This window comes from Methylobacterium sp. 1A, assembly GCF_058072805.1.
Genome location: NZ_JBYQVE010000002.1, coordinates 800,645 through 821,430, shown reverse-complemented (window position 1 = coordinate 821,430; position 20,786 = coordinate 800,645). Strand labels below are relative to the sequence as shown.

General features: G+C 73.5%; 20 protein-coding genes. 8 read left to right on the top strand and 12 right to left on the bottom strand.

Annotated features, from left to right (window positions below; genetic code table 11):
• Positions 1-97: 97 nt before the first annotated feature.
• The 3 genes from ACX9MN_RS24160 to ACX9MN_RS24150 are packed head-to-tail and all read right to left on the bottom strand — an operon-like array spanning position 98 to position 3,930.
• A complete protein-coding gene (locus ACX9MN_RS24160) occupies positions 98-1,786 on the bottom strand; it encodes a glycosyltransferase (RefSeq protein WP_489725653.1) in 1,689 nt (562 codons plus the stop codon).
• A 15-nt stretch (positions 1,787-1,801) separates the two neighbouring features.
• A complete protein-coding gene (locus ACX9MN_RS24155; protein WP_489725652.1) occupies positions 1,802-3,037 on the bottom strand; it encodes an ABC transporter ATP-binding protein in 1,236 nt (411 codons plus the stop codon).
• Positions 3,037-3,930 (bottom strand): ABC transporter permease, encoded by an 894-nt coding sequence (locus ACX9MN_RS24150; protein WP_244534881.1) that lies wholly within the window; start codon positions 3,928-3,930, stop codon positions 3,037-3,039. The genes ACX9MN_RS24155 and ACX9MN_RS24150 overlap by 1 nt, the downstream gene beginning before the upstream one ends.
• A gap of 305 nt (positions 3,931-4,235) precedes the next feature.
• Here ACX9MN_RS24150 and ACX9MN_RS24145 point away from each other — a divergent pair, with 305 nt between their 5' ends.
• The 4 genes from ACX9MN_RS24145 to ACX9MN_RS24130 all read left to right on the top strand — a co-directional run bounded on the left by ACX9MN_RS24145 (position 4,236) and on the right by ACX9MN_RS24130 (position 9,897).
• The gene (locus ACX9MN_RS24145) at positions 4,236-5,303 is read left to right on the top strand and encodes a glycosyltransferase family 2 protein (protein ID WP_020091179.1); all 1,068 of its coding nucleotides are present in this window, start codon (positions 4,236-4,238) and stop codon (positions 5,301-5,303) included.
• A gap of 270 nt (positions 5,304-5,573) precedes the next feature.
• Positions 5,574-7,085: a 2,3-bisphosphoglycerate-independent phosphoglycerate mutase gene (gpmI, locus tag ACX9MN_RS24140; protein ID WP_020091178.1), complete on the top strand. Its 1,512-nt coding sequence runs from the start codon at positions 5,574-5,576 to the stop codon at positions 7,083-7,085.
• Between the two features lie 132 nt (positions 7,086-7,217).
• The gene (locus ACX9MN_RS24135; protein WP_020091177.1) at positions 7,218-8,633 is read left to right on the top strand and encodes a lipopolysaccharide biosynthesis protein; all 1,416 of its coding nucleotides are present in this window, start codon (positions 7,218-7,220) and stop codon (positions 8,631-8,633) included.
• Between the two features lie 10 nt (positions 8,634-8,643).
• Entirely contained in the window at positions 8,644-9,897 is a 1,254-nt protein-coding gene (locus ACX9MN_RS24130) for a GNAT family N-acetyltransferase (RefSeq protein WP_489725651.1), read from the top strand.
• Here the strand turns inward: ACX9MN_RS24130 and ACX9MN_RS24125 are convergent.
• The 4 genes from ACX9MN_RS24125 to ACX9MN_RS24110 form a co-directional block, all read right to left on the bottom strand.
• Positions 9,833-10,189, bottom strand: coding sequence for a hypothetical protein (locus tag ACX9MN_RS24125; RefSeq protein ID WP_056526493.1), 357 nt, complete (start codon positions 10,187-10,189; stop codon positions 9,833-9,835). The genes ACX9MN_RS24130 and ACX9MN_RS24125 overlap by 65 nt on opposite strands.
• An 18-nt stretch (positions 10,190-10,207) precedes the next feature.
• Positions 10,208-10,435 carry a hypothetical protein gene (locus tag ACX9MN_RS24120; protein WP_020091174.1) on the bottom strand — a complete coding sequence of 76 codons (228 nt, stop codon included), beginning with the start codon at positions 10,433-10,435 and terminating at the stop codon, positions 10,208-10,210.
• A 364-nt stretch (positions 10,436-10,799) separates the two neighbouring features.
• Complete coding sequence (locus ACX9MN_RS24115) at positions 10,800-12,227, bottom strand: protein adenylyltransferase SelO (RefSeq protein WP_489725650.1); 1,428 nt, start codon at positions 12,225-12,227, stop codon at positions 10,800-10,802.
• Positions 12,228-12,420: 193 nt separating this feature from the next.
• A complete protein-coding gene (locus tag ACX9MN_RS24110; protein WP_020091172.1) occupies positions 12,421-12,891 on the bottom strand; it encodes a tRNA (cytidine(34)-2'-O)-methyltransferase in 471 nt (156 codons plus the stop codon).
• Positions 12,892-13,071: 180 nt separating this feature from the next.
• Here ACX9MN_RS24110 and ACX9MN_RS24105 point away from each other — a divergent pair, with 180 nt between their 5' ends.
• Positions 13,072-13,590 carry a PRC-barrel domain-containing protein gene (locus ACX9MN_RS24105; protein WP_489725649.1) on the top strand — a complete coding sequence of 173 codons (519 nt, stop codon included), beginning with the start codon at positions 13,072-13,074 and terminating at the stop codon, positions 13,588-13,590.
• Positions 13,591-13,698: 108 nt separating this feature from the next.
• Positions 13,699-14,280: an SCO family protein gene (locus tag ACX9MN_RS24100; RefSeq protein WP_489725648.1), complete on the top strand. Its 582-nt coding sequence runs from the start codon at positions 13,699-13,701 to the stop codon at positions 14,278-14,280.
• A 27-nt stretch (positions 14,281-14,307) separates the two neighbouring features.
• On the opposite strand, the gene ACX9MN_RS24095 is transcribed toward ACX9MN_RS24100, so the two are convergent.
• Positions 14,308-14,949 carry a PilZ domain-containing protein gene (locus ACX9MN_RS24095; RefSeq protein ID WP_020091169.1) on the bottom strand — a complete coding sequence of 214 codons (642 nt, stop codon included), beginning with the start codon at positions 14,947-14,949 and terminating at the stop codon, positions 14,308-14,310.
• A gap of 229 nt (positions 14,950-15,178) precedes the next feature.
• Positions 15,179-15,778 (bottom strand): PAS domain-containing protein, encoded by a 600-nt coding sequence (locus ACX9MN_RS24090; RefSeq protein ID WP_020091168.1) that lies wholly within the window; start codon positions 15,776-15,778, stop codon positions 15,179-15,181.
• Positions 15,779-16,126: 348 nt separating this feature from the next.
• Between ACX9MN_RS24090 and ACX9MN_RS24085 the strand changes: the two genes are divergently transcribed.
• Positions 16,127-16,948: a rhomboid family intramembrane serine protease gene (locus ACX9MN_RS24085; protein WP_020091167.1), complete on the top strand. Its 822-nt coding sequence runs from the start codon at positions 16,127-16,129 to the stop codon at positions 16,946-16,948.
• Between the two features lie 151 nt (positions 16,949-17,099).
• Positions 17,100-17,531 carry a CBS domain-containing protein gene (locus tag ACX9MN_RS24080; protein ID WP_091675751.1) on the top strand — a complete coding sequence of 144 codons (432 nt, stop codon included), beginning with the start codon at positions 17,100-17,102 and terminating at the stop codon, positions 17,529-17,531.
• Between the two features lie 171 nt (positions 17,532-17,702).
• On the opposite strand, the gene ACX9MN_RS24075 is transcribed toward ACX9MN_RS24080, so the two are convergent.
• The 3 genes from ACX9MN_RS24075 to hisI all read right to left on the bottom strand — a co-directional run bounded on the left by ACX9MN_RS24075 (position 17,703) and on the right by hisI (position 20,770).
• The gene (locus ACX9MN_RS24075) at positions 17,703-19,274 is read right to left on the bottom strand and encodes an alkaline phosphatase D family protein (RefSeq protein WP_427508498.1); all 1,572 of its coding nucleotides are present in this window, start codon (positions 19,272-19,274) and stop codon (positions 17,703-17,705) included.
• A 90-nt stretch (positions 19,275-19,364) separates the two neighbouring features.
• A complete protein-coding gene (locus ACX9MN_RS24070) occupies positions 19,365-20,351 on the bottom strand; it encodes a patatin-like phospholipase family protein (protein WP_489725647.1) in 987 nt (328 codons plus the stop codon).
• Positions 20,348-20,770, bottom strand: coding sequence for a phosphoribosyl-AMP cyclohydrolase (gene hisI / locus ACX9MN_RS24065; protein WP_489725646.1), 423 nt, complete (start codon positions 20,768-20,770; stop codon positions 20,348-20,350). The genes ACX9MN_RS24070 and hisI overlap by 4 nt, the downstream gene beginning before the upstream one ends.
• Positions 20,771-20,786 lie beyond the last annotated feature (16 nt).

Here is a 20,786-nt window from a genome sequence, read left to right as displayed (position 1 = left end):
GAGGGCTGTGGAGGCGCGGGCGGGCGAACCGGGCCTCCCGCGACGCGCGCGCCGTCCGGCGTGACCGATCCGCGGCCACCCGGGCCCGGGGGCGGCCTCAGGCGCCGGGGATCTGCGCCCGGAGCCGCATCGGGCCGAACCGGTCCTTCACGTTGCGGACCAGCCATTCCGGGAGGAGAAGCCGCACCGGCTCCCAGAGGCCGGAGAAGTCGCCGGCGCGACGCAGGGCCAGCCAGGAGGCGACGCGCTGGCGCAGCGGCAGCATGCCGATGTAGTTCTTGGTCATCTCCGACACGGGGAAGTCCGAGCCGAACATGTCCTGGTGGCGCAGGTCGGGCTCGCCGAGATGGGGCGCCTCGGCCGGGCCGGGCGCGCCGGCCTCCGGGAGCAGGCGGGGCAGGGCCAGCGCCTGCGCGTAGATCGCGTCGAGTCCCGCCAGCCAGGCGGCCGGCGCGTAGAGGCCCGCGACCGCGGCGGCGCTCTCGGCGCCCGCGGCGTCCCGCGCCGCGGCGTCGGTGATGAGCGCCGTGAGGTGGGCCTCGTAGGCGGCTTGGTCGTGGGCGACCCGGGCCGTGACGTCGAGCCCCGGATGGTTGATCGCCACGATCTCCGCCGCCGCGGGCGCCTCGAACCGTGTCACCAGCGGCAGCCCGTAGGCGGCGGCCTCCAGCATCGAGGTCGACGACACGAACGGGTAGGAATCGACGTAGATGTCGGCCGCCTCGAAGAAGACCCGCGGGTCCGACAGCTCGGGATGGGCCGTGATGCGCCCGCCGGTGGCGGCCCGGGCCCGTTCCCAGTCGGCCCGCTCGCCGGGGCCGACCACGATGAGCCGGGCCTGCGGATGCGCCGCGAGCAGGTCGACGTGGCGATCCGCGTAGGTGACCGGCCCGACGTTGCGGTACTTGGCCCCCCGGGCCACCGAGACCAGGAGGACGCTGTCCTCCGGGACGCCCAGGGCCTGCTTGGCCGCGCTGCGGGCGCGCTGGCGCTCGGGCAGGGTGATCAGGGTCGGCAGCAGGAGGCTGCGGGCCGGATCGACGCCGCGCCGCGTGACGGCGAGCCGGCGCGCGGCCTCGCGCAGGTTGATCACCGCGTGGCTGATCCGCGTCCCGATCCAGAACAGGTGGTCGGCGTGGTTGAGGAGCAGGACCGGTGGGCTCTTCGCCGGATCCGCGAAGGCGATCAGCGGGACCACGTCCTCGCAGTGGATGTGCAGGACGACGACGTCGTAGCCGCGCGCGATCTGGCGCAGCTCCCGCGCCCAGGCGAGCTTGTCGCCCTTGTGGTGGTTCAGGTGGTGGATCCCGCCGCCGCTCTCGCGCACCGCGGCGGTGATCCGCCCGTCGACCGGGCCGCGATGCTGGGTCAGGGCGACGCCGTTGACCCGGTTGCGGTCGGCGCCGATCCAGAGCGCGAGCATCTTGGTGAGGCCGCCCACCGGGGCGAGCTGCGTGCAGACGTGGAGGACGCGCCGGTACGGAGCCCCGTCGGCCCGCGCGCCGTCCGGCCCGCCGCCGTCGAGGGTCCGGCCGATCCCGGTCATCAACCGTTCGAGGCGCGGGCTCGCGAACACGCCGCAGTGCCGGTGCGCCGCCAGGGTCGCCGCGATGGCGGTCTCGACGGCCGCGCCGGCATGGTCGCCGGCCGCCGCGAGACGCTCCGCGTGCCGCACCCGGGCATCGAAGGCCGCGAAGTTCGACCGGATCCGCCCGGCGCGGGACGCCGTCCCGCCCGCGGTTTCCCCTTCGCCGTCACGGACGGGTTCAAACGCGCCTTTGACCATCACGCCCTCCGGGCCTCAGCGCTGCGACGCGGCGCCGTTCGTTGTCCAGGTCCCCGCCTCGTGGAACACGCCGAAGACGTCCGGCGCGAAGACGGGGTGCTCGATGTGGAAGCGGCCGCCGATCTTGGCCGCGAGGAGCCGCTCGAAGCCGCGCTGCCGGACCACCATTGAGACCGTGTAGGTGTCGGCGGTCAGGGTCAGCGGCGGCGTCAGCAACTCCACCTCGCCCTCGCCCGAGAGGGTGGTCAGGCCGGCGCCGTCCGCCTGGGTGCTGAAATTGCAGCAGAGCAGCTCGTCGGACCGGGTGATCGAGAACAGGACGTGCGGGTCGGCGATCGGCTCGGCGGCGCTGTAGCGGGCCCGGATCCGCATCCGCTCGCCGTGGCGGAACAGCGTCCGCGGCGCGCCGGATTCGTCGGCGATCGTCACGTCGCTGATCCGGACTGGCAGGTCGCCGGTGTCGGGGCGGAACCACGCGGTGTCGGCGAGGTAGCTGTCCCGCTCGTAGTGGGTCAGGCCCTCGTCGGTGGGGCCGTCGTAGGCGACGCGGCCGCCCTTGATGTAGATCACCCGCTCGCACATGGTCTTGATGCTGAACATGTTGTGCGAGACCAGCAGGATCGTCGAACCCTTGCCCTGGAGGCGCCGGGCGAAGTCCATGCACTTGCGCTGGAAGGTGTAGTCGCCCACCGCCAGCACCTCGTCGAGGAGCAGGATGTCGGGCTCGAGATGCGCGGCGACCGAGAAGGCCAGCCGGACATACATGCCGCTGGAATAGCGCTTCACCGGCATGTCGATGAAGTCGCCGATCTCCGAGAAGGCGACGATCGCGTCGAACTTCGCGGCGATCTCCCGACGGTCCATCCCGAGGATCGAGCCGTAGAGGAAGATGTTCTCGCGGCCGGTCAGCTCCCGGTGGAAACCGGTGCCGACCTCGAGCAGGGCCCCGACCCGGCCCTCGAGGCGGATCCGGCCGGTGGTCGGCGCGGCGATCCGCGACAGGAGCTTGAGGAGCGTGCTCTTGCCGGCGCCGTTGAGGCCGATGATGCCGACATTCTCGCCGTGCCGGATGCCGAAGCTGACCTCCTTCAGCGCCCAGAAGCTCTCCTGCGACGGGCGCGCCGCCGCGCGGCGGGTCACCAGGCCGCGGACGCCCTCGCTGAGCGCGTCGCGCAGCGAGTTCTGGTGCGCGGCGCGGGGGGCGCGCCAGTACTGCTTGCCGATATCCTGAACGCTGATTGCCATCGACATCAGATTACATCCGCGAAGGAGCGCTCCATGCGCTGGAAGAAGATCAGTCCGCTGATGAGCAGGGCGAAGGCGGCCGTGACCGAGACGGCGACCGCGAAGGCGTCGGGCGGCGTGCCGCCCAGGATGGCGAACCGGAACGCCTCGATCAGGCCGACCATCGGGTTGAGTGCGTAGATCCAGCGCACCGAGGCGGGCACGATGCTCGACGCGTAGACGATCGGCGAGGCGTACATCCAGATCTGGATCACGAACGGCAGCGTGTGCTTGATGTCCCGGAAGCGGACGTTGATCGGCCCGAGCCAGAGACTCACGCCGAGGGCGAGCATCGCCGTCACGATCAGGGTCGGGACGGCCAGCACGAGGTGCCAGTCCGGCACCGCCCCGTACCAGGCCATCAGGGCCAGCAGCACGCCGAGCGCGATGGCGAAGTCGACCATCGGCGACACCACCGTCGCCAGCGGGATGACCAGCCGCGGGAAGTAGATCTTCCGGATCAGCTCGGCCTCCGCCACGAGGCCGTTGGCGCTGCGCCGCACCGCCTCGGAGAAGTACGTCCACAGGACGACCGCGCTGCCGGCGAAGAGTGCGTAGGGGGCGCCGTCGGTGGGGATCTTGGCGAAGTGGCCGAAGATCACCGTGAAGATCAGGACGGTGAAGAGCGGCTGCGCGATCGCCCAGGAGGCGCCCATGGCGGTCTGCCGGTAGAGCACCTTCAGGTCCCGCAGGATCAGGACGCGCAGCAGGTCGCGATACTGCCAGAGGCCGACCGCGTCGAAGGCGACGATCCGGTCGTCGGGCGCGATCTCGGTCACCCGCAGCGTCGACGGGTCGGTCCGCTGTTCGGTCGGCCCGCGTTCCGACGTGCCAAGGGCAAGCGCATCCAAAGATTTCATCATTCGAGGCGGTCCCGCATGACGCTCTGAGCCCGTGGTCGAGCTCGGGGATCCGGTGCGAATCGGAAGTCGTGCCGCCCGGTCGTCCCGCCGGAACGGGCTATCATCGCGGTGCGGCGGTCCGAATTACACCTTTCGTCGTATCGGTCCGGCCGACTGAAGTGGTGGTTGTGATCAACGACCGTAATCGTAGCCAATCACGACAAATGAGACCTCGGGGGCGCGCCGCACGCGGCGTCGGTCCCCGTCCGGGACGACCGGCCCTCATCGGCCGGCGACCGGGACCAGGTTTCGGGAGAACCGCCATGCAGGACCCCGTGAGCGCCGCCGGCGCTCCGCTCGTGACGATCGCCATGCCGGCCCTGAACGAGGCCGCGCACATCGCCGACGCCATCGCGTCGGTGCTGCCCGACCGGGACGCCATCGCCTGCGAGCTGCTGGTGCTGGACGGCGGCAGTCGCGACGACACCTGCGCGATCGTCGCCGCCCTGAGCGCCCGCGACCCCCGCATCCGGCTCGTCCACAACGAGCGCCGCATCCAGGCGGCGGCGATCAACCTCGCCGCGCGACTCGCGCATCCCGCCTCCGCCTACCTCGTCCGCGCCGATTGCCACGCCGTCTATCCGAAGGGATTCGTGCAGAACCTCGTCGGCACGATGCGCCTGCGCCAGGCCGTCTCTGTGGTCGTTCCGCTCCGGACCGTTGGGGTCACGCCGCTGCAGAGGGCGATCGCGGCGGCGCAGAACAGCCGCCTCGGCAACGGCGGCTCGGCCCACCGGCAGGGCGGCATCTCGGGCTACGTCGCCCACGGCCACCACGCGGCCTTCGACCGGCGCGAGTTCCTGCGGGTCGGCGGCTACGACGAGACCTTCACCCACAACGAGGATGCCGAACTCGACCGGCGGCTCTGCGCGGCGGGCGGGCGGATCTACCTCGCCGCCGAGCTCGCCATCACGTACTTCCCGCGCGCCTGCCTCCGCAGCCTCGCCCGGCAGTACCTCCACTACGGGCGCGGCTGCGCGCGGACCCTCGAGAAGCACGCCAGCCTGCCGCGCGCCCGCCAGATCCTTCCGGCCCTGGTCCTGCTCTACGCCGTCGCGGCCCTGCCGCTGGCGGCCCTGATGCCCGCCCTGCTGATCCCGCTGCTGCTCTATGCCGGCGGCTGCGTCCTGAGCGGCCTCGCCCTCGCGCTGAAGGCGCGGGAACCCGTCCTGGTCATGAGCGGCCCGGCGGCCGTGACCATGCACCTGTCCTGGGCGGCGGGGTTCCTGTCCTATCCGGGCTACCGGCGGACGCTGCTCCGGGCCGCCCTGCGAAGGAAGCGCCGCCTGCTCGGCCTCCCGCCGGGATCCGACGCGGCGCGCGTCAACTGACCGCCTGAGTCCCCGTCGGCCGCGCCTTTCCGGCCGCGCCCCGCCAGCCGCGCCCCGCCATGTGCGGAGCGCGGCCGGGGCATGTCAGAAGCCCGACGCTCTCTCGCATCCGTCGCCCATTGGCCCTTCGGGGCGGTGGTCTCGCGCGACCAAGGCGATTATCGACACGCGCAACGATCCGGCCGCGTCAGGGCCCGGAGACCGGCCGCGCGCCGCGCGCGGCAGCCCAGGAGAGTTGTGACCGTGCCCGACAGTACCCCGCGTCCCGTGATGCTCGTGATCCTCGACGGCTGGGGTCTGCGGGACGCGGTGGCCGACAACGCCGTCCACCAGGCCAGGACGCCGGTCTTCGACGGTCTGATGCGGGAGCGCCCCCGGTCGCGGCTGACGACCTTCGGCGCCGATGTCGGCCTGCCCAAGGGGCAGATGGGCAATTCCGAGGTCGGCCACCTCAACATCGGCGCGGGCCGCGTCGTCCTGCAGGACCTGCCGCGGATCGACGCGGCGGTCGCCGACGGCTCCCTCGCCCGGAACCCGGCTCTGGTCCGGTTCATCGAGGCGCTGCGCGCGTCGGGGGGGACCTGCCACCTCGTCGGCCTGCTCTCGCCCGGCGGCGTCCACGCGCACCAGGACCACGCCGTCGCGCTGGCGCGCGCGCTGACGACGGCCGGCATCCCGGTCCGGCTCCACGGCTTCACCGACGGGCGCGACATGCCGCCCCGCTCGGCCGCCACCTGCATCGCCGACGTCGCGGCCGCCCTCCCGAAGGGCGCCCGCATCGCGACGCTGTGCGGCCGCTACTTCGGCATGGACCGCGACCGGCGCTGGGAGCGCGTCCAGACGGCCTACGACGCCCTCACGGAGGCGCGCGGGACCCGGTTCGAGCGGGCCGGGCAGGCGGTCGCCGCGTCCTACGCGCAGGACGTGTCCGACGAGTTCATGCGGCCCGCGATCATCGGCGACTACGCCGGCATGCGGGACGGCGACGGCATCCTGAGCTTCAACTTCCGCGCCGACCGGACCCGGCAGATCCTGGAGGCGCTGCTCGACCCGGCCTTCGCGGGCTTCGAGCGCGCGCGCACGGTCCGGTTCGCCGCCGCCCTGGGGATCGTCCAGTACAGCGTCGAGATCGACGCCTTCGCCGAGACCCTGTTCGGGGCCCTCGACCTGCCCAACGGCCTCGGCGAGACCGTGGCCCGGGCCGGGCGCGCGCAGCTGCGCATGGCCGAGACCGAGAAGTACCCGCACGTCACCTACTTCATGAACGGCGGCCGCGAGGAGCCCTTCGCGGGGCAGGACGCGATCCTCGTGCCCTCGCCGAAGGTCGCGACCTACGACCTGCAGCCGGAGATGTCGGCGCCCGAACTCACCGACCGCGCCGTGGAGGCGATCGGCTCCGGGCGCTACGACCTCATCATCCTGAACTTCGCCAACCCCGACATGGTCGGCCACACCGGCAGCCTCGCCGCCGCCGTGAAGGCGGTGGAGACCGTCGACACCTGCCTCGGCCGTGTGGTCGAGGCGGTGACGGCCCAGGGCGGGGCGCTGCTGGTGACCGCTGACCACGGCAATTGCGAGATGATGCGCGATCCCGAGACCGGCGAGCCGCACACCGCCCACACCCTCAACCCGGTGCCCGCCGCGCTCGTCGGCGTCGACGGCGTGACCCTGGCCGACGGGCGGCTGGCCGACGTGGCGCCGACGCTCCTCGACCTGATGGGACTGGACCAGCCGGCCGAGATGACTGGCACGTCGCTGATCCGCCCGCGGGGCGAGGGCTGAGGGCCGGGGCCGGCGGCACGCCGCCTGCAGAGCCCGGGCTGTCATGCGCGCCGTCCCTGCGTTACCTCCCGCCACGGGCCGGTCTGTCCCAGCGTGGTGCGAGGTCGTGGTGCGTCTGACCGGTTCTAGGACATGATCGCCCGGCACAGCCTGATCTATGTCGGCTCGCGGGGCTTCGCGGCCGCCCTGAACATGGCCTCCGTGGCGGTGTTCACGCGGCTCGCGCCGGTGGAGAGCTACGGCACCTACCTGTACGTCCTGTCCTGGGCGCTGGTGCTCTACGGGGCGACCTGCCAGTGGCCGAAATTCGCGTTCTTCGCCCTCTACGACGAGGCGCGCGAGCCCGCGCAGGTCGGCACCGTGGTGCGGATCCTGGGCGGCACGCTGCTCCTCGCCGGGCTCGGCAGCGCGCTCGCCGCCGCCCTCGGCCTGATGCCGGCGCGGATGGCGGCCGCGATCCTGGCGCTGGCCTTCGGGACCACCCTGTTCGAGGGCTCCACCGAGATCGCCCGCACCCGCCTGCGGGCCGGGGCGGTGGCGGCCTCGGTGATGAGCCGCGCCGTCCTGATCCTGGCCCTCGGCAGCCTGGCGCTGCACCTCTCGCAGGATCCCCTGCACCTCGCCTTCGCGGTGGCGGCCGCGAACGCCCTGGCCTCCCTGCCGGCCGCGGCCACGATCGCCCCGATGATGCCCGGCCGCGGCAGCCGCGCGGAGGCGCTGCGGCTGTTCGCCTACGGCTGGCCGCTCGTCCTCTCCTTCGGGACGGCGGCGCTCGCCCAGAGCCTCGACCGGCTGATCATCGCCAAGACGGTGGGGCCGGCGGGGCTCGGCGCCTACGGCGCCCTGGCCGACTTCCTGAAGCAGAGCTTCATCGTGTTCGGCGAGGCGATCGCCCTGTCGCTGATCTCGATCGCCAAGCGCGAGGCGCGGGTGGGCGGGATGGCGGCGGCCTCCGGGGTGCTGCGCGACGCCGCACGGGCCATGACGCTGATCGCGGCCTTCGGGGCCGTGTTCTTCCTGTGCTTCGACGATCTGGTCGTGGCGGTGCTGCTCGGACCCGACTACCGGGCCGAGGCGCGGGAGCTCGCCCCGGTGCTGATCCTGGCGAGCATCCTGATGATGTTCCGCGCCTACTATTTCGGGCAGGTGATCTACTTCGCCCGCTCCAGCGGCCTGGAGGCGGCCGCCGCGTTCGCGACCCTCGCCACCGTCGCCGCGCTGTCGCTCCTACTGATCCCGCGCTTCGGCGCCGCCGGGGCGGCCCTCGCCTTCGCGGGCGGCCAGAGCGCGGCCTGCCTCGTGCTGGTGCTCGGCGCCCGCCGGACCGGCACGACGATGCCGCTGCCGCTCGCCGACATGGCCGGCATCGCCGGGATCGCGCTGGCCTGCGGCGCGGTGAATGCCGGCATCGCCCTGGTCCCCGGCGGGCTGATGCCGCCGGGACAGGCCCTGCGCCTCGTCCTGCTCACCGCCGCCGCCGGGGTGACGGCGTGGCGCTACGACGTGCTCGGCTTCGCCGGCGCGATCCGTCACCGTCTCGCGGCCTGACGGTCCCGCGATGACAGGCCCCGCGTCGGACACCCCATCGGACACGGCCGCGCTTCCCGGCGGGCTCGTGGCGGCGGTCCGGCCCCTCGACGGGGCGGCGCCCTGGGTCCCGGCCTGGCGGGCCCTGGGTCGGGCGAGCCTGATGCGCAACCCGTTCTACGAGGCGGGCTACGCCCTGGCGGCCCGCGACGCCTTCGGGGCGGGCGTCCGGCTCCTCCTCGTCGCCGATCGGCCCCCCGAGGCGCCCGGGGCCCGGCTCCTCGCCGCCTGGCCGTTCCGGCCGTCGCGCCGCCGCTGGGGCGTGCCGCTGCCGCTGCTCGTGGGCTGGACCCACGGCTACGCCCCGTTCGGGGCGCCGCTCCTCGACGGCGCCGCCCCGGAGGCCGCCCTGGCGGGGCTGCTCGCCGCGCCGGGCGCCCTCGGCCTGCCGCCGCGTCTCCTCCTGCCGAACGCTCCGACCGACGGCCCCCTGCCTGAACTCCTGACGGCGTGTGGCGGGCGCCGCGCCGCGTACTGGCCGCACGACCGCGGCCTGCTCGACCTGACCGGCCGCGGGCCGGAGGCGCGGGCCTCCTATCTCGGGCACCTCTCCGGGCAGCGCCGCCGCAAGCTCCGCCGCGCCCGCGCGCGCCTGGAGGCGGCGGGGCCCGTGACCTTCGAGATCCTCGCCGCGCCCGAATCCCTCGGCCCCGCCCTCGACGCCCACGTCGCCCTGGAGGCCGCCGGCTGGAAGGGTCAGGCCGGCACGAGCCTGGCGCAGCGGCCGGCGGAGATCGCCTTCCTGCGCGCCGCCCTGGCCGATCTCAGTGCCGATCTCAGTGCCGATCTCGGGGCCGATCGCGGGGCCGCGGACGGCGTGCGGATCGCGCGCCTGCGCCGGGGCGACCGGCTCCTGGCCTCCCTGATCCTGCCGGTCACCGGCCGGGAGGCCTGGGTGCTGAAGATCGCCAACGACGAGACGCGGCCGGAGACCGCGCCGGGCGTCCAGCTCGTCCACCGGCTGACCGAGGCGGTGGCCGGGGGCGACTGGCCGATCGACCGGATCGATTCCTGCGCGCCGCCGGACTTCGCCCTCGGCACCACCTTCTGGACCGCGCGCCGGCCGATCGCCCATCTGCTGGTGGAGGCGGGCCGCGATCCGCTGTTCCCGGTGGCCCGGACCCTGGAGCGGGCCCGGGAGCGCGTTGCCCGGGCGCGTGTCACCATCCGAAGCGGGCGATCTGCTCCAGCCGCGCCCGCGTCGCCGCCGCGTCGCGGCCCGTGACGGCGATCCGCCCGGACAGGTCGTAGCAGGTCGCGCAGAACGGCAGCTGCAGCAGCGTGTACCCGTCGTCCCGCGCCCGGGCGACGGAGGCGATGAGGCAGGGCAGGACCGGCTCGTCGGGCGGCCCGGCGAGGCAGTCGGCCCGGGGGCTGCCGAAGGCCGGGCGGTTCGGCCAGGTCAGCAGGAGCGTGGTCCCGCCCCGGCGGTCCGGGGCCGGCGGCAGGGTGTAGCTGCGCAGGAACAGCGCGCCGGCCGCGAGGACGAGGACCGGCAGGATCAGGGCTGTGCGCATCGGCGGTGTCCTCGCGCCTCAATCCCCCGCGTCGAAGCGCGTCCGATAGAACACCTCGCGGCCGGCGCCGTCGATCACCCGGACCGCCTCGGCCGGCTCGCCCGAGCGCTGCGGCACCCGGGCGCGGGCGAACAGCCGCAGGGCCCGCTCCTGCGCGCTCTCCAGGCTGCCGACCCGCACGGAGATCCGCGTCTGGATCTCGTCCGGCTCCGGTCCGAGGACTTCGATGTGGAAGGTCTCGCGCACGGGTATCCGCCTGATCGAGGGATCTTCAGCGCCGGATATCGGGATCCGGCTGCCGGCCGCCATAGCATGTTCCGGCCGGGTATCCGGTCCGGCACCGCGCGGCGAGCCCGGGACGACGCGCCGCGGGCTCGATCTCGGCACGAAGTCCAATTGCCCCGCGGCCCGCCTCGGCACTAAGAGGGCCGCTCCGCCCGAGGAGACATCACCGGAGGAACCCCGTGGACCCGCTCAAGGCCGCCGCCGCGACGCTTCTCTGCCTCGCCCTGTTCTGGCTGGCCTTCCGGCTGACCCGGCGCTTGGTCGATCTCGCCATCGCGGGGGGCTACGCCGAGGAGCGCCGACGGCTCGCCGAGGAGGAGGCCGCTCAGACCGAGGCGGGCGCCGTGCCGCAGGCCTCGGCCATCCGGGCGACCCCCGCGAGCTTGGCCTCGAACAGGGACCAGTCATCCGCCGCGGCGATCGGCGCCCACAGCGTCTCCACCTCGTCGATCAGGAGCGTGCAGGGCGCCTCCGCGAAGTAGGGATGGTCGAGCCGCGCGCCCGGGGCGGGCGCGAGCGGCTCCAGCGCGGCCCGCACCGGCGCGAAGGCCTCGTGCGCGTAGTGGCCGGCGGACGGCCCGGCCTGCGCGCGGGTCGCGCTCGCGAGGCCGCCGTACCAGTCGAAGAAGAACCGCTCGAAGGGCGCCCGCGTCTCCGCGAGGAACCGCCAGACCGCCGAGACCAGCCGGTCGGTCTCCGGCCGCGGCGCCGGGGCGAGGCCGAGCCGGCGGAACAGGGTCTCGGCGAACGCCTCCTGCAGGGCCGGCGCGAACCCGGAGAGCGCCGCTTCCAAGCGCGCCTGGGGCGCCAGCACCAGCAGGCAGTCGGCGAGCCGGGCGAGGTTCCAGAACAGCGCCTCCGGCTGGCGGCCGAAGCTGTAGAGCCCGGTCTCGTCGAAGTAGGCGGCCGTGAAGTCCGGATCGTAATGCGGCAGGAAGCGCCAGGGCCCGTAATCGAAGCTCTCGCCGGTGACGTTGATGTTGTCGCTGTTGAGGACCCCGTGGACGAAGCCGGCCGCCGCCCACTGCGCGCCCATCCGGGCTACCCGGGCGACCACGTCCTCCAGGAAGGCGACGGCGCGATCCTCGACGCCGTCGCGCCAGAGCTCCGGCCGGTGGGTCGCGACCGTGTGGTCGAGGAGCCGGGCGATGTTGTCCGGCTCGCCGAGCGCCAGGAAGCGCTGGAAGCTGCCGATGCGGATGTGGCCGTGGGACAGGCGCACCAGCACCGAGGCGCGTGCCGGCGAGGGCTCGTCGCCGCGCACGAGGTCCTCGCCGGTCTCGATCAGGCTGAAGCTCTTCGAGGTGTAGACGCCCTGCGCCTCCAGGAGGGCGGTGGCCAGCACCTCGCGCACGCCGCCCTTGAGGGTGAGCCGCCCGTCGGCGCCGCGCGACCAGGGCGTCGTGCCGCTGCCCTTGGTGCCGAGGTCGAGGAGGCGCCCGTCCAGGCGGTCGTGCAGCTGCGCGAACAGGAAGCCGCGCCCGTCGCCGAGGTCCGGATTGTAGGCGCGGAACTGATGGCCGTGGTAGCGCAGGGCCAGCGGCGTCTCGAAGCTGCCCGGCAGGGGCTCGAACCGGCCGAAATGGGCGATCCACGCCGCCTCGGACAGGCCGCCCAGTCCGACCCGCTTCGCCCAAGTCTGGTTGCGGTAGCGCAGGATCGTCCGCGGGAACCGGGCCGGCGTCACCGGATCGAAGAAGGCGGGGCCCAGATCGGCGTGGCGCCGGGAGGGCGTGAAGGCGGTGTCGTCCATGCGGCGGCGCGTCTCGCGGGGTGAGGATGAGTCCCGTTGTACCAAGCGAGCCGGACGCGATCCGTTGCCGATCCCGTCCTCGCGAGCGCGGCGAAGCAACCCAGTGCAGCGGGACATCGGCCGAGCGTGGCGCTGCCTGGATCGCTTCGCTCCGCTCGCGAAGACGGCGGCCGACCCGAGAGGCGTCACGATCCTAGAGATCTGGTCGGGCCGTCCCGGACACCTGCCGCAGGGCCTCGCCGGCGATCATCGCGGCCGCGACCGCGACATTGAGCGAGCGCAGGCCCGCCCGGATCGGCACCACGATCCGGGCGTCGGCGGCCGCGTGCACCGCCTCGGGCACGCCGGCGGATTCGCGCCCGACCATCAGGCAATCGTCCGGGCGGAAGGCGAAGTCCGTGTAGGGCACGGCGCCCGCCGTGGTGGCGAGGACGAGCCGGATCCCGGCCTCGGCCCGCCACGCCGCGAAGGCCGCGAAGGAGCGGTGCCGGGTGATCGCCACGTGGTCGAGGTAGTCCAGGCCCGAGCGGCGCAGGTGGCGGTCCGAGACGTCGAAGCCCGCGGGTTCCACGATCTCCACCGCCAGCCCGAGGCAGGCGGCCATGCGCAGCATCGTGCCGGTGTTCTGCGGGATATCGGGCTGGTAGAGGGCGAGGCGGAGCATGGCGCCGGCCTTGTGCGGGGCGGAAGGCCCCGCCGTCAAAGGCCCCCGGCGCCGACGCGCAGCCGGCAAACCGCCGGGCCGGCCCCCGCCGGGGCCGAGACCGCGCGGAACTTAAGCCCCGCCAGAACCTTGAGGCGGCGCGACCCCCCTGTGCGGCCCCCGTCTGAAAGACCTGCTCCGATGCGCACCCCGCTCCTCGCCTCGGCCCTCCTGCTGGCCGGCCTCGCCACCGCTTCGGCGCAGACCGACGGCGCCAGATCGGACGGCGCCAAGCCGGACGGCGGCGCCGCCGCGACCCCGGTCCCCGGCCAGCCCGCCACCATGGCCGACAGCCTGCGCCCGACCTTCGTGGCCCAGGCCCCCGACGACATGGTCGCCAGCAAGCTGATCGGCTCCAGCGTCGTCAACGGCGCCAACGAGACCATCGGGCAGATCGCCGACTTCGTCCTCGACCAGAAGGGGGCCGTGAAGGCCTGGATCATCGGGGTCGGCGGCTTCCTGGGGATCGGCTCGAAATACGTCGCGGTCGACCCGTCCGTGCTCAAGCTCGACCGCACCGACGGCAAGACCCTCCAGGCGCGGATCGACACGACCAAGGACCAGCTCCGGGCGGCGCCGGAATACGTCTATCTCGGCAAGGAGCCGCCGAAGGGCGCCGCCCCGGCGAGCTCCGCGGGGGAGCCGGCCTCGAAGCCGTAGCGGTCGCGCCGGCGCGGCGCCGATCGGTCGGCCGGCGGCACCGCGCCGGCTTGCCTCCGCGCGCCGTTGTGTGCTGTGCCGGCCTCCCCGGAGGTCGGAACCCGTCCCATGCGCCGCGCCCTCGTCCCGCTCCTCGCCTTCTGCCTCGGCCTCATCGGCCTGACCGGGGCGGCGGTGTTCGCGTTCCTGCCCGACAAGGCACCGGTGGGCGTGCCGAGCGTCGGCGGCCCGTTCACGCTGGTGAACCAGGACGGGCGCACCGTCACCGAGCGCGACTTCGCCGGCGCGACGCACCTCGTGTTCTTCGGCTTCACCCACTGCCCGGACGTCTGCCCGACCACCCTGCAGCAGATCTCCGACGTGCTCGCCGCCCTGGGGTCGAAGGGCAAGACGATGCGGGTCGCCTTCGTCACGGTGGATCCCGAGCGGGACGATCCGGCGAGCCTCAAGACCTACCTGTCGAGCTTCGACCCGCGCATCACCGGCCTCACCGGCTCGCCCGAGCAGGTCACCGCCACCGAAAAGGCGTACCGGGCCTATGCCCGCAAGGTGCCCGCCAAGGACGGCGACTACACGATGGAGCACACCGCCCTGGTGTACATCATGGACGCGCAGAACCGCTTCCTCGGCGCCCTCGACCTGACCCGGCCGGCCGACGAGGTCGCCGCGCAGCTCGCCAAGAAGATCTGACCGCCGGCCGGTCCGGCCGCACGCGCGTCAGAGCGTCATCCCGGCGTGGAAGCGGTCTGGGGAGAGCGGCAGCAGGAACTGCACGCCGAAGCCGCCCTCGAAGTAGCGCACCAGCCGGCCCGGCGTGCTGCCCACCGTGACGGCGGCGCCGAGGGGCAGCGGCACCGGGCAGGAGATCGCCACGCCCGACATCGAGATGTCGATGAGGCGCGCCCGGATCTCGCGGCCGCCCTCGACGCGCAGGACCACCGCCGTGTTGGTCGGCACGAGGCGCTCGTGCGAGCGTCCCTCCGGCAGCCCCAGCATCTCCCGGTTCGCCAGCCAGGTGAGCTGGGAGGCGAGCTTGTCCCGCTTGCGCGACGTGGCGTTGAGCTGGACCGCGAACCCGTCCGGGCAGGTGCGCGCGACGACGCCCTCGATGCGGCCGATATGCTCCAGGTAGAGCACCACGCGCTCGCCGACCGCGCCCTTGACCGCGCAGGTCAGCCGCACGCCGCCCGGCGACATGTCCACGGTCTGGCAGGGATATTCCCGGCGATCGGCCAGCATGTAGCGGCCGAGCACGGCGACCCGCACGCGCTGGTGGCGGCGCTGGTCGGCGGCACCGCGCGCCGGCTCGGCGGCGAGGCCGCGCAGATCAGTTCCAGCGGTGGCCTCGACCGCGATCATTCCGAGATTGGTCCTGCGCCGGAGAATGGCCGGTGCAGACTAGGCACGGACAGTTACGAAACCCTTTTTTCCTGCTTCGGGATCGATCTGCCTTGTAGAAACATCCATTGTCGAGCCCTGCCGCGTCGTGCGCGATCGACTTGTGCGCCGAAGCTTTCCTCGGGTGCACGCGCCGATTCGATCGAACTGGCCGTCCCGGACCGGGCGTAACCTTGGACGAATACGGTTCTCAGGCGCGCCCGCCGGCGTGGACGAGGAGGTGGCCGTGGCGCACCGGCCCGGGGTAGCCCGCGCTCGTGCGCACGGCGGTGCGGGCGGGCGGGACCGGCTCGGTCCGGCGGCTGGGCAGGATGCGCAGGGAGGTGGTCTCCGCCTCCACCAGCGGGCGCAGGCCGAGCCAGTGCGGCGCGCCGTCGAGGCTCAGGGTGCCGAGGGCGCGGACCTGCGTCCGGCCGCGGTGGCGCAGGGGCAGGAGCAGGAGTTCGAGATCCGCCGCCTCGCCGGCCGCGTTGGTGCCGCGCAGGCCCGCGACGACGCCCAGCGTGTCGCTGGCCACGATCTCGACGATCCGCCAGGGATCCGTCGCCCGGGAGCCCCACAGCTTGGCGAAGGGCTCGCCCTTCAGCTCGCGGCCGTACAGGGCGCAGACCCGGGTCCCCGCGAGCCGGATGCTCGCGGAGCGGCTCGGCATGTCGAGTTCCAGGATCAGGCTGTCGGCGAGGAGGTGCCGGATCTCGCCCGGCTCGATCTCGGCGCGTTCCGGCGCGGCCCGTTCTCCGCGCAGGCGCTCCCAGTAGGCGTGGAGCATGCGGCTGGTGGGATGCTTCATCGGTGTCCCGATTCTCAACGCCTGTGGTTCATCCCCGGATCATTCTGGCACATCCGCGGGGGTGTGACCGGCCGATCCGGGCGTTCACCGCGTCCGGGCGCACGGGCCGTGCCGGCTCCCGCACCCGCGCGCCGCCGGTCCCGCCGGCGCCGCGCGGGGCGGGGGGTAGCGCGTCGTGGCCGGCGACACAATCGTCGCACCCCGCCGGGCGCGCCGCGGCCGTCCGGGACGGATCCGGAGTGAAGACGGGGCGGTGCGCGATACGGACCGCGATCCGACCGGTATTTGCGAGCTTCAATACGTCGCCGGGGCTTGCCCGATCGCGCCGCGCCCCGACATGGTGCGCCGATGGACGCCTCCCCCGATTTCCCGCGGCAGAGCCGCGTGCCCGTGTTCAACATGCCGGGCATCGTCACCGCGTCGATCGGGCTGCTCCTGGCGATCCAGGCGGTGCGCGAGTTCCTGCTGCCGGACACCTGGGACATCCGCCTCGTCCTCGACCTCGCGCTGGTCCCGGCGCGCTGGACCCTCTGGTTCGATCCCGGCCGGGCCTCCGAGGTGATCCGCGCCGCCGCCGATCCGGGCGATCCCGGCCTGGAGGCGGCCCGCGAGGCCTTCGCCCGCTACATCGTGGGCGAGCACGCCCTCCAGCCCTGGACGCTCGTCACCTACGGGCTGCTGCACGGCTCGTGGATGCACGTGATCTTCAACAGCGTCTGGCTCGCGGCCTTCGGCGCCCCGGTGGCGCGCCGCTGCGGCGCCGTGCGCTGGTGCGTGCTCGCGCTGGCCGGCACGGCGGCCGGCGGACTTCTCCACATCCTGATCGATCCGCTGAGCGCGGGGCCGCTGGTCGGCGCCTCGGCGGGGATCTCGGCCCTGATGGCCGCCGCCGCGCGCTTCGTGTTCCAGCCGCCGGTCTCGGGCTACGGCGCGCCGGCCTGGCAGGTGCCGCCGCCCCGTCCCGCCGAGACGATCCCGGAGCTGCTGCGCAACCGGACCGCGGTGTCGTTCCTGGTGATCTGGCTCCTGACCAACCTGCTCTTCGGCCTCGTCAGCGTGCCGCTCGTCGGCGAGAACGCCGCCATCGCCTGGGACGCCCATCTCGGCGGCTTCATCGCGGGCTTCTTCCTGTTCCCCCTGGTGGATCCCCGGGAGCCGCGTCGGCACTGAGTCCCTGCCATCGACGCCCGGCACCTTGCCATCCGGCCGGATCGATCACACACTCGCCACAATGTGAACGAGCCGGGCCAACCCGGCCGAGAACGCCATCAGGGCGCCGCGGGCTGACGGCGCACCGGCCGCGTCACATAGGGAGAGAGCCATGACCGTCGCACGCATCCTCGCCGAGAAGGGCAGCTCCGTCGTCACCGTGAGCCCCGACAAGACCCTCGATGAGGTGATCCAGATCCTCGCCGACAAGCGGATCGGCGCCCTCGTGGTCGCCCAGGCCGACGGGACGGTGGCGGGCATCATCTCCGAGCGGGACATCATGCGGGCGCTCGCCCGGCACGGGGGCTCGGCCTTCGACGCGCCGGTCTCGGCCCACATGACCACCGCGGTCACCACCTGCGGCCGGACCACCACGATCGAGGAGGTCATGACCCTCATGACCGACGGGCGCTTCCGCCACGTGCCGGTCTGCGAGGACGGGCGGCTGATCGGCCTGGTCTCGATCGGCGACGTGGTGGCGCGCAAGATCGCCACCGTCGAGGCCGAGCACCAGGCCCTGCGCGACTACATCACGATGGCGTAGGGGCGCCGGCACCGCGCGTTTCTCTCGCCCTCCGCCCCCGGGACGCGCCGGTTCAGGGCAGGCCGCCGGGGCGCGACGCGCTCCCTCTCCCGTGCGGGAGAGGGGACCCGCGCCCCTTCGTCGACGGGCGAGCAGGCCGACATCGCGAGCCCGTACCGCCCGCGGTCCGCCTCACGCCTTCACGGGATCGAGCGTGACGTGCCAGAGGTCGGTGTCGGCCGCGTCCTTGAGGGTCACCGTCATCTGCTCGGTGGCGCCGTCCACCGCCACGTGGCCGAAGAACTGGTAGCCGGCGGCCGGCGACAGGTTCACCTGGCCCTTGTCGGGCGCCTTCACGTAGCGCAGCTGCGGCCCGAAGGTGTTGTCCAGCGCGTTCGGCCCGAAGGTGCCGGCGTGCAGCGGCCCGGAGACGAACTCCCAGAACGGCTCGAAATCCTGGAACTGCGCCTTGTCGGGGTCGTAGTAGTGGGCGGCCGTGTAGTGCACGTCGGCCGTGAGCCAGACCGTGTTGCGGATCCCCGCGCTCTTGATGAAGCGCAGCAGGTCGGCGATCTCCAGCTCGCGCCCCAGCGGCGGTCCGTCGCCCTGCGCCACCGCCTCCGAGCCGAAATTGCGGTCGGTGTCGTAGGTCACAACGAGGCCGAGCGGCATGTCGGCGGCGATCACCTTCCAGGTGGCGCGGGACTCGAGCAGCGCCCGCTTCAGCCACGCGATCTGCTGCGGCCCGAGGAAGTAGGACTCGGGCCCGTATTCCGTCTGCCGGTTCTCGCCGTTCGGGCCCCGGTAGGAGCGCATGTCGAGCATGAACACGTCGACCAGCGGGCCGTAGCCGATCTTGCGGTAGACCCGGCCGGGCTCCGACGGCTCGAAGCGCATCGGCATGTACTCGTGGAAGGCCTTCGCCGCCCGCAGCTGCAGCGCCAGCACGTTCGGGTCGGCGTACTTCTTCTTCAGGTGCTCGGCCCGGGTCAGCGGCTCCCCCGGCCACCAGTTGTTGGTGACCTCGTGGTCGTCCCACTGGGCCAGGATCGGCACGGCGGCGTTCATCGCCAGGACGTTCCGGTCGGTGAGGTTGTACTTGTGCCGGCCCCGGAACTCCGCGAGCGTCTCGGCCGGCTTGGCCACCTCCTCGGTCACCCGGTTGCGCCACAGGCTGCCGTCGGGGAGCTTCACCTCGGACTGGATCGGCCCGTCGGCGTAGATCGTGTCGCCGGAATGGATGAAGAAGTCCGGTCGGTTCTTCAGGATGGCGGAGTAGATCGTCATGCCGCCGCGGGCCTCGTCGATGCCCCAGCCCTGGCCCGCCGTGTCGCCCGACCAGCAGAACGACACCGAGCGCCGGTCCGCCGGCGCGGTCCGGAACCGCCCGACCTGGGCCGGCCCGACGATGGTCGGCGCGGCGACGTCCTCCAGGCGGACCCGGTAGAACACGTCCTGGCCGGCCGGCAGCCCGGTCAGTGCCACCTTCACGGTGCCGTCGGTCTCCGGCAGGGCGTCGGCGAAGACGCCGCCGCGGATGTCGGCGAAGCTCTCGGTGGTCGCCCACTCGACGATCGCCCGGGCCGGCCGGTCGGACCGGGCCCAGACCACCGCCGAGTCGGTGCCGACGTCGCCCGACTGGAGGCCGTGGGTCAGGAGCGGCCGGTCGGCGGCGCGGCTCAGGCCGGGCCGTCCGAGGCCCGTGGCCAGCCCGACGAGGCCGGCGCCTCCGGACAGCAGGATCTGACGGCGACTCGTATACATTGGAGGTCCTCCAGCATGCACGGGCGCCCATCGCAGGCGGCCACGACAGCCGGATGACGGCCCCCTCCGGACGGAGCGCGCCCGGATCCCTCAGGCCCGCGCGGCCGCGCCCTCCAGCACGGCCCGGATCCGGGGCAGGGCGGCGCGGGCGGCGCGGTGCCCGAGGGCGATGCCCTCCGCGGCCCGGTGGAAGTCGAACAGCCCGAAGGCCCCGAGATCCGGGCCGATGGCCACGTCCGGCGGGTCGCGCTCCAGCCGGGCCCGCGAGATCCGGTCCTGGGTGGTGTTGAACGCGTCGAGCACCACCCGCGCGATGCCCGGCACGGCGATCTCGGGCTCGGGCCGGTCGAAGCCCGGCAGGCGCCCGCGCACGACCTGCAGGAAGCCCCGGCGCGGCGGGGCCGGGTGCGGCGCCTCGCGCACCACCGGTCCGCCGGTGTCGCCGTTGAGGTTCACGCAGATGACGAGGTCGGCCCCGAGCGCCCGGGCGAGCGCCACCGGCACCGGGTTGACCAGGGTCCCGTCCATCAGCACGCGGCCGTCATGGGCCACCGGCGGGAACAGGCCGGGGATCGCGTAGGAGGCGCGCACCGCGTCCACCGCCGGGCCCTCGGTCAGGCTGACCTCGTGGCCGGTCCCGTACTCGGTGGCGACGCAGCCGAAGCGGATCGGCAGCGTCTCGATGCGGCGCTCGCCGAGATCCGCGGCGAGGCGTTGGCGCAGGCGGTTGCCGGCGATCAGGCCTGAGCCCGGCAGGCGGGGGTCGATGAGCCCCACCACCCGACGCCGGGTCAGCGCCCGGGCGAAGGCCTCGAGCCGGTCGAGGCGCCCGGCCGCGTAGCAGGCGCCGACCACGGCGCCGATGGAGCAGCCGGCCACCACGGTCGGCGTGATGCCGCCTTCATCCAGGGCGCGGATCACCCCGATATGCGCCCAGCCCCGTGCCGAGCCGCCCCCGAGGGCGAGCCCGACCTGCGGGCCGGGGCTCGGCGGCGCACGGACCGGCTCGACGGTTCCGGGCGGGAAATGCGGGTCGGCGGACTCGTCTTGCCACCGCGTGGCAAGAGGGCGGTTCATCGCCCGGCGGCTTTCAGGACGACCCGGCCGTCCGCCTCCCGGACGACGCTGCGGTAGAAGCAGTCGCGCCGGCCGGTGTGGCAGCAGCCGCCGTCGCCGCCGACCTCGACGCGGATCAGCAGGGCGTCCTGGTCGCAGTCGACCCGCATCTCGACGACGCGCTGGATCTGGCCGCTGGTCGCGCCCTTGTGCCAGAGCTCCCGGCGCGAGCGCGACCAGTACCACGCCTCGCCGGTCTCGAGGGTGCGGGCCAGCGACTCGGCGTTCATGTGGGCGAGCATCAGCACCTGCCCGTCCCGCGCGTCCACCGCGATGCAGGCGACGAGGCCGTCGCGGTCGAACTGGGGCGTGAGGGCCGTGCCCTCCTCGATCTCGGCCCGGGTGCCGGGGGGAGCGAAGGCGGTGTCGCGCGCGGTCATGGTCGAGGCGTCGCCC

Coding starts and splice junctions, on each gene's coding strand:
- ACX9MN_RS24145 (WP_020091179.1), top strand. CDS start 4,236: ATGCAGGACCCCGTGAGCGCCGCCGGCGCTCCGCTCGTGACGATCGCC.
- ACX9MN_RS24080 (WP_091675751.1), top strand. CDS start 17,100: ATGACCGTCGCACGCATCCTCGCCGAGAAGGGCAGCTCCGTCGTCACC.
- ACX9MN_RS24100 (WP_489725648.1), top strand. CDS start 13,699: ATGCGCCGCGCCCTCGTCCCGCTCCTCGCCTTCTGCCTCGGCCTCATC.
- ACX9MN_RS24075 (WP_427508498.1), bottom strand. CDS start 19,274: ATGTATACGAGTCGCCGTCAGATCCTGCTGTCCGGAGGCGCCGGCCTC.
- ACX9MN_RS24095 (WP_020091169.1), bottom strand. CDS start 14,949: ATGATCGCGGTCGAGGCCACCGCTGGAACTGATCTGCGCGGCCTCGCC.
- ACX9MN_RS24105 (WP_489725649.1), top strand. CDS start 13,072: ATGCGCACCCCGCTCCTCGCCTCGGCCCTCCTGCTGGCCGGCCTCGCC.
- ACX9MN_RS24130 (WP_489725651.1), top strand. CDS start 8,644: ATGACAGGCCCCGCGTCGGACACCCCATCGGACACGGCCGCGCTTCCC.
- hisI (WP_489725646.1), bottom strand. CDS start 20,770: ATGACCGCGCGCGACACCGCCTTCGCTCCCCCCGGCACCCGGGCCGAG.
- ACX9MN_RS24110 (WP_020091172.1), bottom strand. CDS start 12,891: ATGCTCCGCCTCGCCCTCTACCAGCCCGATATCCCGCAGAACACCGGC.
- ACX9MN_RS24070 (WP_489725647.1), bottom strand. CDS start 20,351: ATGAACCGCCCTCTTGCCACGCGGTGGCAAGACGAGTCCGCCGACCCG.
- ACX9MN_RS24090 (WP_020091168.1), bottom strand. CDS start 15,778: ATGAAGCATCCCACCAGCCGCATGCTCCACGCCTACTGGGAGCGCCTG.
- gpmI (WP_020091178.1), top strand. CDS start 5,574: ATGCTCGTGATCCTCGACGGCTGGGGTCTGCGGGACGCGGTGGCCGAC.
- ACX9MN_RS24125 (WP_056526493.1), bottom strand. CDS start 10,189: ATGCGCACAGCCCTGATCCTGCCGGTCCTCGTCCTCGCGGCCGGCGCG.
- ACX9MN_RS24135 (WP_020091177.1), top strand. CDS start 7,218: ATGATCGCCCGGCACAGCCTGATCTATGTCGGCTCGCGGGGCTTCGCG.
- ACX9MN_RS24115 (WP_489725650.1), bottom strand. CDS start 12,227: ATGGACGACACCGCCTTCACGCCCTCCCGGCGCCACGCCGATCTGGGC.
- ACX9MN_RS24085 (WP_020091167.1), top strand. CDS start 16,127: ATGGACGCCTCCCCCGATTTCCCGCGGCAGAGCCGCGTGCCCGTGTTC.
- ACX9MN_RS24150 (WP_244534881.1), bottom strand. CDS start 3,930: ATGAAATCTTTGGATGCGCTTGCCCTTGGCACGTCGGAACGCGGGCCG.
- ACX9MN_RS24155 (WP_489725652.1), bottom strand. CDS start 3,037: ATGTCGATGGCAATCAGCGTTCAGGATATCGGCAAGCAGTACTGGCGC.
- ACX9MN_RS24160 (WP_489725653.1), bottom strand. CDS start 1,786: ATGGTCAAAGGCGCGTTTGAACCCGTCCGTGACGGCGAAGGGGAAACC.